Source organism: Mediterraneibacter agrestimuris, assembly GCF_943193195.1.
Taxonomy (GTDB): Bacteria; Bacillota; Clostridia; order Lachnospirales; family Lachnospiraceae; genus Schaedlerella; species Schaedlerella agrestimuris.
Genome location: NZ_CALPDG010000012.1, coordinates 68729 through 84057 on the forward strand (window position 1 = coordinate 68729; position 15329 = coordinate 84057).

Annotated in this window: 17 protein-coding genes; 1 reads left to right on the forward strand and 16 read right to left on the reverse strand. The window is 45.6% G+C overall.

Annotated features, from left to right (window positions below):
* Positions 1-46: 46 nt before the first annotated feature.
* The 14 genes from NFS18_RS08215 to NFS18_RS08280 all read right to left on the reverse strand — a co-directional run bounded on the left by NFS18_RS08215 (position 47) and on the right by NFS18_RS08280 (position 11939).
* Positions 47-595, reverse strand: a complete 549-nt coding sequence (locus NFS18_RS08215) for a BMC domain-containing protein (protein ID WP_251389608.1) — start codon at positions 593-595, stop codon at positions 47-49.
* A complete protein-coding gene (locus tag NFS18_RS08220; RefSeq protein ID WP_251389609.1) occupies positions 592-1935 on the reverse strand; it encodes a 4Fe-4S dicluster domain-containing protein in 1344 nt (447 codons plus the stop codon). Before NFS18_RS08220 ends, NFS18_RS08215 begins: the two co-directional genes overlap by 4 nt.
* A gap of 6 nt (positions 1936-1941) precedes the next feature.
* The gene (locus NFS18_RS08225; protein WP_251389610.1) at positions 1942-2208 is read right to left on the reverse strand and encodes a EutN/CcmL family microcompartment protein; all 267 of its coding nucleotides are present in this window, start codon (positions 2206-2208) and stop codon (positions 1942-1944) included.
* 54 nt (positions 2209-2262) lie between these two features.
* Positions 2263-2907, reverse strand: a complete 645-nt coding sequence (gene pduL, locus NFS18_RS08230) for a phosphate propanoyltransferase (RefSeq protein ID WP_251389611.1) — start codon at positions 2905-2907, stop codon at positions 2263-2265.
* A gap of 105 nt (positions 2908-3012) precedes the next feature.
* Positions 3013-3291 (reverse strand): BMC domain-containing protein, encoded by a 279-nt coding sequence (locus tag NFS18_RS08235; RefSeq protein WP_044954962.1) that lies wholly within the window; start codon positions 3289-3291, stop codon positions 3013-3015.
* A 170-nt stretch (positions 3292-3461) separates the two neighbouring features.
* Positions 3462-3746, reverse strand: coding sequence for a BMC domain-containing protein (locus NFS18_RS08240; RefSeq protein ID WP_251389612.1), 285 nt, complete (start codon positions 3744-3746; stop codon positions 3462-3464).
* 32 nt (positions 3747-3778) lie between these two features.
* A complete protein-coding gene (locus tag NFS18_RS08245; protein WP_024853108.1) occupies positions 3779-4054 on the reverse strand; it encodes a BMC domain-containing protein in 276 nt (91 codons plus the stop codon).
* A 41-nt stretch (positions 4055-4095) separates the two neighbouring features.
* Positions 4096-4407 carry a BMC domain-containing protein gene (locus NFS18_RS08250; protein WP_251389613.1) on the reverse strand — a complete coding sequence of 104 codons (312 nt, stop codon included), beginning with the start codon at positions 4405-4407 and terminating at the stop codon, positions 4096-4098.
* 27 nt (positions 4408-4434) lie between these two features.
* A complete protein-coding gene (locus tag NFS18_RS08255; protein WP_251389614.1) occupies positions 4435-5643 on the reverse strand; it encodes a zinc-dependent alcohol dehydrogenase in 1209 nt (402 codons plus the stop codon).
* Positions 5644-5656: 13 nt separating this feature from the next.
* Positions 5657-7045, reverse strand: coding sequence for an aldehyde dehydrogenase family protein (locus tag NFS18_RS08260; protein ID WP_251389615.1), 1389 nt, complete (start codon positions 7043-7045; stop codon positions 5657-5659).
* Entirely contained in the window at positions 7036-7560 is a 525-nt protein-coding gene (locus NFS18_RS08265) for a GlcG/HbpS family heme-binding protein (RefSeq protein WP_251389616.1), read from the reverse strand. The genes NFS18_RS08260 and NFS18_RS08265 overlap by 10 nt, the downstream gene beginning before the upstream one ends.
* Positions 7561-7637: 77 nt before the next feature.
* Positions 7638-8438, reverse strand: a complete 801-nt coding sequence (locus tag NFS18_RS08270; RefSeq protein ID WP_251389617.1) for a class II aldolase/adducin family protein — start codon at positions 8436-8438, stop codon at positions 7638-7640.
* Positions 8439-8577: 139 nt separating this feature from the next.
* The gene (locus NFS18_RS08275; RefSeq protein WP_251389618.1) at positions 8578-9372 is read right to left on the reverse strand and encodes a glycyl-radical enzyme activating protein; all 795 of its coding nucleotides are present in this window, start codon (positions 9370-9372) and stop codon (positions 8578-8580) included.
* 35 nt (positions 9373-9407) lie between these two features.
* On the reverse strand, positions 9408-11939 hold the full coding sequence (locus NFS18_RS08280) for a glycyl radical protein (protein ID WP_251389619.1): 2532 nt from the start codon (positions 11937-11939) through the stop codon (positions 9408-9410).
* A 375-nt stretch (positions 11940-12314) separates the two neighbouring features.
* On the opposite strand from NFS18_RS08280, the gene NFS18_RS08285 reads away from it, so the two are divergent.
* Positions 12315-13043 (forward strand): phosphatase, encoded by a 729-nt coding sequence (locus NFS18_RS08285; protein WP_251389620.1) that lies wholly within the window; start codon positions 12315-12317, stop codon positions 13041-13043.
* Positions 13044-13122: 79 nt separating this feature from the next.
* Here NFS18_RS08285 and NFS18_RS08290 read toward each other — a convergent pair whose 3' ends face one another.
* Both NFS18_RS08290 and NFS18_RS08295 read right to left on the reverse strand, forming a co-directional pair.
* Complete coding sequence (locus NFS18_RS08290; protein WP_251389621.1) at positions 13123-14082, reverse strand: carbohydrate kinase family protein; 960 nt, start codon at positions 14080-14082, stop codon at positions 13123-13125.
* A gap of 206 nt (positions 14083-14288) precedes the next feature.
* The gene (locus NFS18_RS08295; RefSeq protein ID WP_251389622.1) at positions 14289-15236 is read right to left on the reverse strand and encodes a TIGR03943 family putative permease subunit; all 948 of its coding nucleotides are present in this window, start codon (positions 15234-15236) and stop codon (positions 14289-14291) included.
* Between the last annotated feature and the right edge of the window lie 93 nt (positions 15237-15329).

Here is a 15329-nt window from a genome sequence, read left to right on the forward strand (position 1 = left end):
TATGATACGGGTATCAAAAGCGTCAAAACATCTTTTGATGCTTACATCATAATATTGCGTCCCTAATCTGCTTATCTGGATGTGCGATCACGCTGGAATCCAAGAACATTCCATTCTCTGCCACAACGTTCTTTGCACGTTCAATCGCCGCTTCTACTGCCGCCACTTCTCCAGTCAGCATCAAATATGATTTTCCGCACATGCCTCTTGCTACACGCAGTTCAATCAGATCTACGATAGCAGTCTTTGCTGCTTCATCGGCTGCCACAATAATGGAAGTCGCATCGTAGGTTTCCATGATACCAAGTGCAGATACATCTTCAATCGCTGTAGCCCCGTAAATTGCCGGAAAAATGGATTCGTGCGGATTACCGAGCACAAAACTGTTGATCAGATGATTGCCGTGAAGAGTCTTCGCCGTGTCAACTGCTGCATTGACTGCACTCAGGTCTCCTGAAATAATCACGATATATTTTCCCGGACATACGGTCTGTGCTTCAATGATACTGACTTCAGAGGTCTTTACCATCGCGTCTGCTGCGGTAACACCTGCTGAAACAGTCTTATATTCTACCATTCCAATTGCCTTACTCATTTACCTGCACGTCCTCCCTGCGTTTCTATGATTACATATTTATCACTAATTTCTTTGACTGTTCCATCAATGGAAGCATGGATTCCCACGCTCAATCCCTTTGCCGGTTCTGCGATCATCTGTCCCTTTGCCACCTTATCACCCTGCTTTACAATAGGTGAAGCAGGGGCGCCGATATGCTGGCTTAAGAGAATCTTGACTTTAGAAACCGGAACCTCTGATTCGTCCAACGGAGCCTCTTTGTTATACTTCGTCAGATCCAGTCTTGACATCAACCGTTCCATCGGCACCTTCCGGTACTCACGTTCCTGCCCCACTTCCGCCGGAGTTACCTGCGGCGGTTTCAGACCATTTGCCCGAAGTCCTGCTTTGTATTCCGCCATCAATGTTCTCGGAGACAATCCCTGGAAACAGGAGTACATCTCGCACAGTCCACAGGAACTACAGAAAAATGTATTTACAAAAATATCCGGCTCCTGAATGTCCTTACAAGTTGCAGCGCGCATGAACAAATGTGGCTGGATCGGATGTCCCAGTCTGTTTCTCGGACACAGATCCGTACACATGGAGCACTGACAGCAGCAAGCCGCCGCACGCTTCAAATCAATAGAAGTTTTCTGTCTTTTTCTCTGTATAATACAATGCTCTTCCGGAAGAACAAGTACGGCATTAGTTGTCTTTGTCACCGGCTGCGAACCGTTTCCAATGAATCCCATCATCGGTCCTCCGATAAAATATACCGGATTCTTTGTTGTAGCAGCGCCTGCGAGCCGTACTGTCTCCTCAATAGATGTGCCTATCGGAACACGTACAGTTACCGGATGCTCTACTTCAGCAACAACAGACACCAGCTTATCTACTACCGGCACTGCCTGATGAATAGCTCTGTATGCATTGTATACGGTCTCTACATTAAATACTGCAACCCCCTGTTCAATGGGCAGACCGCCGGGACGTACTACCTTGCCGGTCACTTCATAAATGAGTACAACTTCATCACCTGCCGGATACACTTCATCCAAAAGTCCCAATCTTACTTCCGGATATTCGCCAATTACACCGTTAAGCGCATCAATCGCCCCGGTATAAGCTTTTTTAATCCCGATAATCAGTTCTTTTGCTCCAACTGCTTCTCCGATCAAGTGGAACGTATCTACAATCTCCTGTGCATACTTTTCAAGCATCTGTCTGTGCAACCTCAAAAGCGGCTCACATTCCGCACAGTTTAATATCAGAGTCTCTGCATTCTCATTTAACTTTGCATATGTAGGGAATCCCGCACCACCTGCACCGACAATACCGTTTTGCTGCAATATGCTGCTTAATTCTTTCATATCCATATTCTTTTACTCCAGTCTTGTTCCATCGTCAATAATTCCAACGATTGCAGCATCGATAGGTGCGTCCTTCATGCCGGTTCCGACTCTTGCCGCACTTCCCTGCGCAACCAGCACATATTCTCCAATTCCCGCGCCGATCTTATCAATTGCAATTATCTGGCGGGCTCCGGTCTGCATATGCTCCAACACATCTACAATCATAAATTTATTTCCGATCAAATTTTCGCTTTTGCGTGTTGAAACAACACTTCCTGTAACTTTTCCTATCAGCATAATTTCCTCTCCCAGTCACAAACTCCGTAACAGTTCAGTCCTACGGCTGCACTGTTACAGGATGCGCACTGTATCTCCTGTTACAATTTTTGCTGCATTCGCTTCATCCGTATCGATATGCATCTCCAGTGTAAAGCTGTCATCCACGCGGATCTGTACATTATTAAATACGGTTCCGCGCTCATTATCTGCTTTCACAGAAACGATATCACCATCATGTACTCCCGCTGCCATTGCATCCTTAGGAGCCATGTGAATATGTCTCTTTGCAACGATACAGCCCTCATTCAGGTAGATCGCGCCCTTTGGTCCCACAACTGCAATTGGCGCAGAACCTGCAATATTGCCTGATTCCCTGATCGGAGCCTTCACACCGAGACGAAGAGCATCCGTAGCAGAAACCTCAACCTGAGATTTGCTTCTGACAGGACCTAAAATTCTGACATTTTCAATAGCACGGAGCTTAAGTCCCACGATCGTAACTGTTTCATTGGACGCAAACTGCCCGCCCATCAGCTCTTTTTTCTCTGTAAGCTGATAGCCTTCTCCGAACAAGGCTTCAACGTGCTCCTGTGTCAGATGAATATGTCTTGCAGAAACACCTACCGGTACAAGGTATCCATTTTCTTTGGATGATTTCTGACTCTCGATGACATCTAATACCATTTTTGTAATTAATGCTACGTTATTATTGTCCATATCAATTCTCCTCTTTTTTATGAGAAATCCTCCGGTACTTACAATCGTCCCGGAGGTTTCCCATATTATGATACCCTGAGAGGTATCACAGTTTCAGCAACCTGATTATTTAATTGCCGGAAGAATCTTCTCAACGTCTGTATGAGGTCTTGGAATTACATGTGTAGCTACAAGCTCTCCAAGTCTTCCTGCTGCTTCTGCACCAGACTCTACTGCTGATTTAACTGCTCCAACGTCTCCACGGACCATAACTGTTACAAGACCGGAACCAATCTTCTCTGTTCCTACCAGCACTACATTTGCAGCTTTCAGCATAGTATCTGCTGCTTCAATAGATGCTACAAGACCTCTTGTTTCAACCATTCCTAATGCTTCCTGTGACATTCTTTTTTCCTCCTTTTGGATGATCATTGTTTCTGCCTTCGCTTCTGCTTTCTGTACAGTTTTTTTGACTCTCTGTACAGTCTTTGCAGGTGATTTGGCCGTCGTTGTTTTCTTTGCTTCTCCTGCTTTCGCAGTCGTTTTCTTTTCTTCTGCCATTGTACCTGCCCTCCTTATGCAATCCGATTCGCGCTGTTGTTCACCAGCTTGATAATCTCTTCATGAGGACTCGCAATCACCACATGAGCAACAGGTTGTTTGATTCCATTTGCTGCGGCAGTTTCGATGGCTTGTGTCACCGCCGAGACATCTCCGCGGATAATAATTGTTACAAGTCTTCCACCTAATTTTTTCTCCCATGTGACCATCTCCACATCAGCGGTCTTGCACATAATATCCAACGCTGCGACTGCTGCGGTCACACTCGGAATTTCAAAAAATCCATATGCCTGTCCCATGAGACTGCTCCTTTACTCAATGATTACACAAATTAAACGGTAGGAAGGATTTTCTCTACATCGTTATGCGGTCTCGGGATTACATGTGTAGCTACGAGCTCTCCAAGTCTTCCTGCTGCGTCTGCGCCAGTCTCAACTGCTGCCTTAACAGCTCCAACATCTCCGCGTACCATAACAGTTACAAGTCCGGAGCCGATCTTCTCTGTTCCTACCAGAGTAACCTCTGCTGCCTTTGTCATTGCGTCTGCAGCCTCAATTGCTGCTGTAAGACCTCTTGTTTCTACCATTCCTAATGCCTGCTGTGCCATTTTTATTTCCTCCTGAAATTAAAATACTATTTTTTTATGCTTTATTTATCCATACCACTTAGTTTCAACATCTTTTCTGTATCTTCTGTCGGTCTTGCAATCTCGTATTCAGTTACGATTCCTGCAAGCTCCTTTGCTCTTGCGCTTGCTGCCTCCAGAGCCGCCGCTACATCTGACACACTTCCGCGAAACTTCACCATAACGATCAATGGTACAGGTAATTCGTCCGCATTTGCCGGTTTGTTCTTATCAAAAGTTTCGAGTGTAACATTCCCTGCCTTGCAGCCTGCGTCTGCCGCTGCAAATGCGGTTGCCAACCCAAACACCTCCAACATACCTACTGCCTCTCCCATATCAATTCTCCTTTATGTGGGATTGCGTTATTTATTTACAATTGCAATCTTCAAACCTGCCTGTTTGAGATTGGTCACATGAGCTTCATTGATCTGCTCAAGTGGGAACTCATGTGTGATGAGCTTATCCATCGGAAGTCCGATTCCTTTTGCTCTCTTCAAGAAATCAAATGTAGTTGCATAATCTCTCAGTGTGTATACCCAAGAACCAACCAGTGTGATTTCCTTTGCGCACAGGTCAAAGTGAGGATTGATCGTTGCGTCTCCTCCATTGATGAAGAATCCCAGCTCGCAAAGTCCGCCGCCGTTGCGGATGAACTTGTAAATGTTCGCATGCGCTACAGGAGAACCTGTACACTGGAATGCAAAGTCTGCTGCGTGTCCGCCGAATGCGTCCTTCACTGCGTCTGCCAGAGCGTCAACACCCTTGTGTTCCATGAAATTCACAGACTTGTCTGCTCCCATTTCTTTTGCAAAATCAAGTCTCTGCTGATTGCCGTCTACTGCAACAATATTTTCAATACCCATGGTACGCAAAATTGCGATACAGATCAATCCGATCGGTCCGCATCCCTGAACAACGACTCTGCTGTTGAATCTTAAGATTCCTGTTGTTTTAGCTCTCTCTACAGCATGAATCAGTACTGCGCATGGTTCGATCAGGATTCTGGATTTCAGATCCAGATCACTTACATTGAAAACTGAAGAACCTTCACGGATCAAAATGTAATCGGAGAACCATCCGTTCAGATGGATATCATCATCCGGAAGCAGTCCGTATACATCTGCTCCTCCGATGTTCTTCTTGTTCAGGTCGAACATCTCAATATCCGGGTCATCCTTGAAGATCATACAAGTAACAACCTTGTCTCCAACCTTCAGCGGCTTACCGGCGCTGTCAGCCTTTACATTCTTACCCATCTTAACAATTTCTCCGGTCCCCTCATGTCCGAGTGCTACCGGAATCAGTCCGAACGGGTCTCTTTTGAATTCATGTGCATCTGTTCCGCAGACGCCGCATCCTTCAACCTTTACAAGAATATCTCCATCGCCAACTTCCGGCATCGGGAATTCCTTAATATCATAATGCTCCAAAGCTGTCAGCATCGCAACGCGTGCTGTTGCCGGAATCGCCTGACTTCCTGCATTTGCCGCAGGCGCAGAAACCTGCTGGTTCAGCATACTTTCCAACACCTGTTTTACAACAGCTTCTACATTCGTAGAATTCATTTCCATTTTGCTACCTCCATTATCTGATACAGAGGGACTCTGTCATTACACAGCGTCTTCTCTTTGTAAATGTACTTGCACTTGTCAATCCCTCACCTGTACGGCTTGCAATTGTAAATGTACAGAAGCCTTCTCCTCCGAATCCCAGAGCCGCATAAGACGGTCCGTTTTTCACAAGGATTGCCGTATCAATTGCCTTTGCATACTTTGTGATATTATCCACATGTTTGGAATGGATATGTGCAGAATGTCTGTTGCCATGCTCCAGCCATACTGCCTGTTCCACTGCGTCATCAAAGTCTTTTGCCCTGACAACTCCAAGAATCGGCATCATCAGCTCTTCTGCGATCAACGGATGTTCCTTCGGTCCCTCAAATGTAATACATCTGATGTTATCCGGTACGGTAACTCCGATCATACCAAGCAGTGTCTTTGCATCCCGTCCTACACAATCTCTGTTCAGACGTCCACCTTTCAATACAACTGCGGTCAGTGCGTCCTGCTGTTCCTTTGAGATCATGTAGCATCCCTGCTCAGACACCATGTAATGCATGAGCTCATCTGCAATAGAATCGACTGCTACGATCTCTTTTTCAGCAATACACGGAAGGTTGTTATCAAACGTACATCCGTTTACAATGTCCTCTGCTGCCTTACGGATATCTGCCGTATCATCTACCAATGCGGGCGGATTACCTGCTCCCGCACCGATTCCTCTCTTACCTGAGGAAAGTACGGCTGTTACAACACCCGGACCTCCGGTTGCCGCGATCAACGGAATGTCTTTGTGTTTCATCATGATATCGCTGGTCTCCATTGTCGGTTTCTGCACGGTTACTGCGATATTGTCCGGTCCGCCCGCTTCCAGAGAAGCCTCATTCAGCAAATTGACCGCAAAAATAGAAGTTTTAATCGCTGCAGGATGCGGATTAAATACCACTGTATTGCCTCCTGCCAGCATTCCCATTGTGTTACACAATACGGTCTCACTTGGGTTGGTACATGGTGTGATCGCTCCAATCACACCGAAAGGTCCCATCTCGATCAGAGTCAGTCCTCTGTCTCCGGACCATGCGGTAGTTGTGATATCTTCCGTTCCCGGTGTCTTCTCAGCTACCAATATATGTTTCAGGATCTTGTGTCCGACATTTCCCATACCGGTTTCCTGAACCCCCATCCGTGCAAAAGTTTCAGCATTTTCTTTGATTTTTCTGCGGATGACGGAAATAATCTTTTCTCTCTGATCCATGGACATTTTAGCAACAATTTTCTGCGCCTTCTTGGACGCTTCGATTGCTTCGTTCATATCGGCAAATACGCCACGGCTTCCTGTTACGTCAGCCGCAATCTGCATTTTTGCCATTACTTCCTGCACAATGTCCTGAACCATCTGTTCATTTACAGACACGCTATTACCTCCTTCAGAGCTGCCTTACCGTAAGCCGCCAGAGCCGTATCCTGCTCCGCGCTTCCTCCGCTTACTCCCAGCGCTCCTATTATTCTGCCCTCTGCTTCCAACGGTTCACCACCGCCGAAGATCACAATCTTGCCCGCGTTGGTGAACTGTATGCCATAAAGAGAATCTCCCGGTCTGCTCAGCGTACTGAGTGTATCGGTTGACATCTTCAGGCTTGCAGAAGTAAAGGCCTTATTTACTGCTATGTCATAGCTTGCTATGTAAGCATCATCCATACACTGGACTGCCACCGGTCTTCCGGACTTGTCCGCTACTGCAACAACCACCGGAATCCCCATAGCAGCCGCTTTTTCTTTGACCTTTTCAATCAAAGCATTGGCAAGCTTCAAAGTCATCTTATATTTACTGCATTTACAAACATGTCCTTCTGCGTGATGATGTGCTTCTTTATTTTGCATTTCCTCCAATACGGTCTGTACCGCTCTGGAAATATCCTGTTCATTCATAACAGGCCTCCTGTTATCTGAGCCTTTTCTTACAGGCTCTGCACTTACTGCAATACCTTAACCTGTACTGTGGCTGACTATTTACCTAACTGCTCCATAACCTTCTTTGTAATAGACGCGATCAGTTCTGCGTCTGCTGTCGGTGCTGCACTGCTGCAAGAACCGCCGCAGCTATGGCAGCTTGGCTTACCAGCTTTTGCATTCGGGCAGAGGTTTGCCGGATGTTTTCCTTTTAATCCCATCTGTCTTCTGATCTCATACAATTTCTCAACCTGCTCTTTATTCAGTTCCTGAGGTCCGCCGATCTGCATTGTCTGCCATAACAGCTGTGCATAGAACTCCAGAGATTCCATCTTGTGATATGCTGCCAGCAGGCTGTCAGAATATGCAAGCGCTCCATGGTTCTCAAGCAGAACTGCGTCAAAATACTGAAGATGCTCTGATACAGCGTCCGGAATCTCATATGTGGACGGTGTGCCGTATTTTGCGATCGGTACACATCCCAAAGCGATCACTGCTTCCGGCATGATCGGCTGTGTCAGCGGAATACCTGCGATAGCAAATGTTGTTGCATACAGCGGATGAGCATGTACTACAGAATTAACGTCCGGTCTTTCTTTGTACACACGCATGTGCATCTTAATCTCAGAAGAAGGTCTGAATCCCTTGTTTGCCTGAAGTACATTACCTTCTGCATCTACTTTACAGATATACTCTGGTGTCATAAATCCTTTGCTCACGCCTGTCGGTGTACACAGGAATTCATTGTCATTCAGCTTAACAGAGAAGTTACCGTCATTTGCAGCAACCATTCCACGATCGTAAACTCTTCTTCCGATTTCACACATTTCTTTTTTGATTTCGTATTCGTTTTGCATCCTTTTATCCTCCTTGGATTTTTACAACGAAAGTTGTTTTGTATTGTTACTAATTTGATATTACCACACAATCCCACATCAGTCAACTTGTTTTCTTGTGGTTTTTGTGTTGTTTTAATGTTGTTTGTTGCTGTTCACTTTAACCACCTATCTGACACTCTATTCCAGAGATTTCCCCGGCGGTCTTTAACAATTCTTCCATTTTATTGTTCTCCGGGGGAGGCACATCTCCCATCAGATACGTTCTTCCCAGACCTTCATACTTATCCTGACCAAGTCTGTGATAAGGCAGAAGATGAATTCTCTTTACATTAGGGAGCTGCTTTGTATAGGCAGCGATGTCTCTGATTTCCTCCGTAGTATCATTGAATCCCGGAATGACCGGAATCCGGATACTAAGTTCTGTTTTGCCAGACCGTGCGATCTTCATTGCATTCTCCAGCATCAGTTCATTAGACCTGCCGGTATACTCTTTATGCTTCCGTGGATTCATATGCTTGATATCAAGCAGGTACTGGTCCAGATAAGGAAGCAATCCGTCGATGATCTCCCATTCGGCACAACCCATGCTTTCCATTGCAGTGCTAATTCCCGATTCCTTTGCAGCCTTAAGAAGCGCCGTTGAAAATTCCGGCTGACAGAGACTTTCTCCGCCCGAGAGAGTAATTCCGCCGCCTGTTCTCCGATAGTAGGCGCGGTCCTTTTCAACAATCTCCATCACCTCTTCTACCGTCACATCACGTCCCACGATCTTCGGTCTGCCCTGTACCATCATGGTCTGAATCTCATAGGATTGTGACTCTGGATTGCAGCACCAGCGGCAGCGAAGTACACATCCTTTTAAAAATACAATCGTGCGGATTCCATTGCCGTCATGGATGGAATATCTCTGAATATCAAAGATACGTCCCTTTTTCTTTAAATAGTCCTGCATTGTCTTTGTTCCTTCCTCTGTGAATTCACCGCTGCCTAGAATCCTTGCTCTGTTCTGCGGATGATATCATCCTGCAAAGACTTAGACAATGTAGTAAACAATGCGCTGTAACCTGCCACACGCACAACCAGATGCTTGTATTGCTCCGGGTGTTTCTGTGCATCCAGAAGTGTCTCTCGGCTGACTACATTGAACTGCATATGACTTCCCTTTTGGTCGAAATAGGAACGGATCAACCCCACAAAATTCTCGAGCCCGCTTCTGCCGCTTAAGGCTGACGGATGGAACTTTTGATTAAACAGTGTTCCGTTGGAAGCAATTCCATGATCCAGCCGGGCTACCGAATTGGCTGCTGCAGTCGGACCCTGTGTATCCTTTCCTGCGGATGGTGAAACACCGTCGGCAACCGGTGTATATGCCAGACGTCCATCGGGCGTAGCCCCGGTCTGTGCACCAAGCGGTACATTTGCAGATACCGGATAGAGTCCCGCCTGAAACTGTCCGCCTCTCGGATTGTAATACTGGAGGAGCGGTTTTGTATAGGTATATGCCACATCTCTTGCAAATGCATCCACCTCCGGAATGTCATTGCCGAACTTCGGCACCTCTTCAATCATTGCAAGGATTTTGTCTCCGGCTGCCTTCATTTCCTCAGACTCCGTTGCCGCAACAACCGTCTGCAGTACTGCTGCTACTTCATTCTCACCAACTGCCTGTCCTGCTTCTTTCATGTCCCTGACGATTTCCGCAGCCATAGCAGCAATGTCGTCTGCGTTCAGACCTCTTCCGTAATTAACAGTCAATGTTCGTTTCAGTTCTTTCATTGTGATCTTCTGTTCATCATAGACCAACTTCTTCACCGCATACAAAGAATCCGCCATATTCGCAACGCCAAACCCCTGCGGTCCGGTAAAGTTGTATACAGCTCCGCCCTCCTGAACCGTTTTACCGCTCTTCATACAATCATCCACCATAGATGACAAGAACGGAAGCGGACATCTCTCTGCATGCGCCATATCAATGGCATTGTCCGCATTGACCAACAGCTTTATCGCATAATCCATCTGTGTCTTGTATGCCTGATAGAACTCTTCAAAAGACTCCATTTCTTCCACATCACCTGTCTGCGGTCCTACCTGCACGCCCTTGTCCTTTCCATTATGGAATGTCAGTTCCAGCGGACGGCACATATTGAAGAAAGCCGCATCATGCCAGCCTTCGGTCTTCCCCGCCTTCTGCGGTTCAACACATCCGATAATGTTGTAATCGCGTGCGTCCTCAAGTGTTAATCCACGGCTTAATAAGGAAGGAATGATCACTTCATCATTGTAATATGCCGGAAGTCCGATTCCTGTGCGGGTCAGCTCCGCTGCTTTAATTAAGAATTCCTGCGGAGAACCGTTCCATACACGAACCGACAGCGACGGCTGCGGCAAAAACACATGCATAGATGCCTGAATGCTCATAAAGGACAAATCGTTCGTCACATCAATTCCTTCACTGTTCTGACCTCCCGCGATCAGGTTCTGGAACAGGCTGTAGCCTGCAAAACCTTCTGCGGACGCCGCATCACGGCACTTATTCAGATCATTTAATTTCACCCAGATACAATCCATCAGCTCCTGGGCAAACTCCCTTGTCAGCCTGCCATTTTCCATATCCTTCTTATAATAAGGATACATATACTGATCGAACCGTCCCGGTGAAATGGAGTGACCGCTGGATTCAATCTGCAAAAGCTGCTGTACAAACCAAAAGGACTGACATGCCTCATAAAAGCTCTTTGCGCCCTTTTCCGGAACATTGGCACAATTCTGGGCAATCTGCAAAAGCTCCATCTTCCTTGCTGCATCTGTGCACTTCTCAGCCAGTTCCAATGCCAGCGCAGCATAGCGTCTTGCATATGTAACTGCAGCGTCACAGCTAATGATCACTGCGCGCAGGAAACGAGACTTTTTCTGATATTCTCCATCTGCCAGGCTCAACCTCTCCAGCTCTTCCTGTGCCTTCCCCCGGATGCCTCCAAAACCAATATCAAGTACTTCCCAGTACTTAACAGTCACATGACCCACGCCATTATAAAAATAGTTCCCCGGTGTAAAGAGGTTGTGCTCCATTGCCAGCAGCGTCTCAGGTTCCATGTAGGACGTTGCCAGTTCACTGGTTGTCTTACCCTTCCAGTAGGCATTTGCTTCCTTAAGTTCACGCTTAGTCTTCTCAGAAATATAAAACGGATCTGCACTTCTTATCTCAACAGTGTCAAATTCCGCTTCCAGCCATTCATAAGAAAACTCCGGATAAGTCTGGCAGCCTCTGGGGGCAAGTGTCGTACTTCCGACAATCAATTCCAAATCCCGGATCGTGATCGGAATATTCTCCAGAATGTGCTGAAATGCCTTTGCCCTGCGGATGATCATCGGCTCATTCTCTGTCTGCTTATAAGACTCCGTAATCAAAACCGCACGTGCCGATTCAATCTCCGGCAGCTTTGCGTACAGATTCTCAACCAGCTTTGGAATACGGTCTGACTTCTGAATGTCTGCAGCATTATAGGTATATAACCCCATCTTCTTGTATCTCCTTTCCATACAAAAGCAAAACAGGTAATAAGCCGTTCTGCCCCGTATAATTTAACTGTTTTGAGAAGGTATACGCCCATTCCCATTAGTTATCATCATTATACTCTATTCTCCTCTTCAAGTCAACAAAATCACAACACAAACCAACATTGTTTTTGCTAATAACATTTCCAATCCCACAAAATACAACATTTTTATATTGGTTTTTGTTTTGAATTTATATTTTTTCTGTCTTTTTACTCTTGACATTATATAAGAAACAATTCATACTATAATAATAGAAAATTTTTTTATTTTATTTTGAAGTAAAATTTGAAAAACCAGACTTTTTTATTTTGAGAATACTAAAAAGGATGACGTAAAATGGATTTTGTGAAATTAGATGTGCATACACATACCATTGCAAGCGGCCACGCATCTACTGCTACGATTACCGATATGGCAAAGGCTGCGGTTTCCAGCAATTTAAAACTGCTGGGTATTTCCGATCATGGTCCCGCCACCTTCGGCGGAGGAAGACCATCATATTTCCGCAATCTCTCTTATGCACAAAGGAAACGCTTTGGTATAGAAATGCTCTACGGAGCAGAGGTCAACATTCTGGACGGTCATGGAAAACTGGATTTGGACAATTCGGTTCTAAAGGATCTGGATTATGTGATCGCCAGTGTACATACACCGATCAAGAAGCCCGGCACAATCGAAGAGAATACAACTGCTTACATCAACGCTATGAAGAATCCTTATGTCTGTATCATCGGACATTGCGATGATGAACGATATCCTGTTGATCCTCTGGCGCTTGTAAGAACCGCTGTTGAACATCAGGTTCTGTTAGAAATCAACAATAGTTCTTTGAGTCCCGATGGGTATCGGGGTGATACCCGGTTTAATACACTGATGATCCTGAACCTATGTAAACATTTTCACCATCCCATTCTCATGTCAAGCGACAGTCACGGGGTAAAGCATATTGGAGACTGTAGTTATGCACAGGAGATGGTAAAGCTGGCAGAAATCCCAGCAGAACTAATTTTAAATTATTCACCGGGTAAATTTAAAAGTTTCCTTGAAGGAAGAAAGCATTCATAAAGAGTATTCCCAGATAATAATTGCCAACAGATTCCTATTTTCTAAAGAATCTGTTGGCATGTTTTCATATCTATTTTATTTATTGCCGCATCAGTGTTTCTACTTCATCGCGCTTTGGCATTGCACGGATTGCTCCTTTACGGGTAGTTACGATCGCCGCTGCCGCATTGGCAAATATGAGCAGTTCACCGAGTTGTTCTTCTGTCAGATTGTCAAAATCATGCTCAAGAAGATAATTCAATGTACTTCCCCCGAATGTGTCTCCTGCTCCGGTTGTCTCAATCGTCTTCACAGAAAAACCGCTGCGTTCTACACGCATTCCCTTATAATAAGCGCGGCTTCCATCCTTTCCCATAGTCAGAAGAATCAACGGAATGTGATATTTCTCCTGAAGATAACGGATACCATCGTCATAATCCTCCATACCAGATACAAACTGAATCTCATTATCTGAAATTTTCAAAATATCACACTGGGAGAATCCATACTCCATCTGCTCTTTTGCAAGATCCAGAGAACTCCACAGCGGTTCTCTCAAATTCGGATCAAAGGAAATCAGCGCTCCTCCTTCTTTTGCTGCTTTAACAGCCTTCTTTGTTGCGGCTCTGACACCATCATGAGTCATAGACAGGGTACCAAAATGGAAAATCTTTGTCTGTGCAAGAAATTCCGGGTCTACCTCATCCTCTGTCAGCATCATATCTGCTCCCGGATTACGGTAGAAAGAAAATTCCCGGTCTCCGTCCGGAAATGTATGTACAAAGGCAAGGGTTGTATTAACCTCGTCATCTGTCAGAAGACTGGTCGTATCAATCCCCACTTCATCTAACGTTCCTCTCAGCAGCGTTCCAAACTGATCCTTACCAACCTTGCCTAGAAAAGCCGTCTTCTTCCCCATCTTATTTAACAGGGCAAGCACGTTACATGGCGCTCCTCCCGGGCAGGCTTCAAACAAATTGTTCCCTTGCTCACTCTGTCCATTCATTGTAAAGTCTATCAGCAATTCTCCCATCGCAATGACATCAAATGTTTTCCCCATCTCATCTACCTCCAGATTCTTAGCAAATTGTCTGTAATTACAATATCCGCAGGAACTACTTAGCACATGTCTTTCCTGCCGTTAATTATACTTCATATAAAAAAGTATGACAAGTGGAGATTTTCCAGATTCACTTATAGAATAATATGTGGTTATTGTTCGCAGTCAAAATGTGCAGACCTGAGTAAACAGCAATCCGTTCATCCCTAGTTGAAATATACCAGTTCTGGAATCGCCTCGGCTTCTTCAATATACTCCGCCTCCAGCACTGGACCGCTTCCGTGGTACATTGCCAGCTTCTCATAGCGTATCTTTGCGCGAATCGTCACCCACTGCCCGGCTTTTAACTTCGGCGCATAGGCGCTCTTGCAAACATATCCTAAAAATGTAGTATCATCCTCGCAGCAAGTCATTGCCATTCTTCCCGGGAAAAACAACTTAGACGGGAAACTCTTCGGTTTCAGCACCCTTGCCGTATATTCCACCGTTTTTCCCCGGTATTTGTCCTGATTCTCCATCGCATCCACGTACCAGATCCCATAGTCCTCCGGCCGAATCTGAATTATGGGCGCATTCATATCATAAGGCACATCCCCTTGAAATATATTTTCAATTTCACCCTCATCGTCTTCAAAAATCACTTCTGCGCGCGGACTGACAACTTTGACACTCCTGCGGTAGCCTGCCAGCGGCTTGATGTCTGTACAACGGTTAAAAAGAACCATTTCCGCCCCGCGGACCATTTCCACAAACAACGGCTTTAAATTCGTCAGATACATCTGAAATGTACTTGCGTCTACAGTTGTCAGTTTCTGTTCGATCCCCCATCCGGCAGGCAGACGGAGAGCTTCAAAATCGCTGACCTTCCACATGCCATTGTACTCCACAATGACACGCTCCGGGCGGTACTTAATATCCAGTGCCAACAGATACTCCTCTGTCAGTTCTTCCTGACTATTAATGGATTCCATGACTACATCATATTTTTTCAGTTCTTCTGCATCGTATTCTTCTTCTCCCTCTTCACAGAGCAGAAGAAGTGTTGTTCCATCAATCTGAAAGTACTCCTGCTTCAAAGTAAAATTTAAAAATTGTGTTTTTCCACTGTCCAAAAACCCGGTCATCAGATACACCAATACATCTGGTTCACTCATTGCAAAGCTCTCCTTTCTTGTAACAGTTCAGCCTTCGGCTTCCTGTTACAGGCATCAAGCCATGCAAAACCACTTCGTGGTGGCTTGATGCAT

What these genes read in the sequence shown, in the direction of transcription:
- NFS18_RS08215 (WP_251389608.1), bottom strand. Translation starts at nt 595, where the DNA reads ATGAGTAAGGCAATTGGAATGGTAGAATATAAGACTGTTTCAGCAGGT.
- NFS18_RS08220 (WP_251389609.1), bottom strand. Translation starts at nt 1,935, where the DNA reads ATGGATATGAAAGAATTAAGCAGCATATTGCAGCAAAACGGTATTGTC.
- NFS18_RS08225 (WP_251389610.1), bottom strand. Translation starts at nt 2,208, where the DNA reads ATGCTGATAGGAAAAGTTACAGGAAGTGTTGTTTCAACACGCAAAAGC.
- pduL (WP_251389611.1), bottom strand. Translation starts at nt 2,907, where the DNA reads ATGGACAATAATAACGTAGCATTAATTACAAAAATGGTATTAGATGTC.
- NFS18_RS08235 (WP_044954962.1), bottom strand. Translation starts at nt 3,291, where the DNA reads ATGTCACAGGAAGCATTAGGAATGGTTGAAACAAGAGGTCTTGTAGCA.
- NFS18_RS08240 (WP_251389612.1), bottom strand. Translation starts at nt 3,746, where the DNA reads ATGGGACAGGCATATGGATTTTTTGAAATTCCGAGTGTGACCGCAGCA.
- NFS18_RS08245 (WP_024853108.1), bottom strand. Translation starts at nt 4,054, where the DNA reads ATGGCACAGCAGGCATTAGGAATGGTAGAAACAAGAGGTCTTACAGCA.
- NFS18_RS08250 (WP_251389613.1), bottom strand. Translation starts at nt 4,407, where the DNA reads ATGGGAGAGGCAGTAGGTATGTTGGAGGTGTTTGGGTTGGCAACCGCA.
- NFS18_RS08255 (WP_251389614.1), bottom strand. Translation starts at nt 5,643, where the DNA reads ATGGAAATGAATTCTACGAATGTAGAAGCTGTTGTAAAACAGGTGTTG.
- NFS18_RS08265 (WP_251389616.1), bottom strand. Translation starts at nt 7,560, where the DNA reads ATGAATGAACAGGATATTTCCAGAGCGGTACAGACCGTATTGGAGGAA.
- NFS18_RS08270 (WP_251389617.1), bottom strand. Translation starts at nt 8,438, where the DNA reads ATGCAAAACGAATACGAAATCAAAAAAGAAATGTGTGAAATCGGAAGA.
- NFS18_RS08275 (WP_251389618.1), bottom strand. Translation starts at nt 9,372, where the DNA reads ATGCAGGACTATTTAAAGAAAAAGGGACGTATCTTTGATATTCAGAGA.
- NFS18_RS08280 (WP_251389619.1), bottom strand. Translation starts at nt 11,939, where the DNA reads ATGGGGTTATATACCTATAATGCTGCAGACATTCAGAAGTCAGACCGT.
- NFS18_RS08285 (WP_251389620.1), top strand. Translation starts at nt 12,315, where the DNA reads ATGGATTTTGTGAAATTAGATGTGCATACACATACCATTGCAAGCGGC.
- NFS18_RS08290 (WP_251389621.1), bottom strand. Translation starts at nt 14,082, where the DNA reads ATGGGGAAAACATTTGATGTCATTGCGATGGGAGAATTGCTGATAGAC.
- NFS18_RS08295 (WP_251389622.1), bottom strand. Translation starts at nt 15,236, where the DNA reads ATGAGTGAACCAGATGTATTGGTGTATCTGATGACCGGGTTTTTGGAC.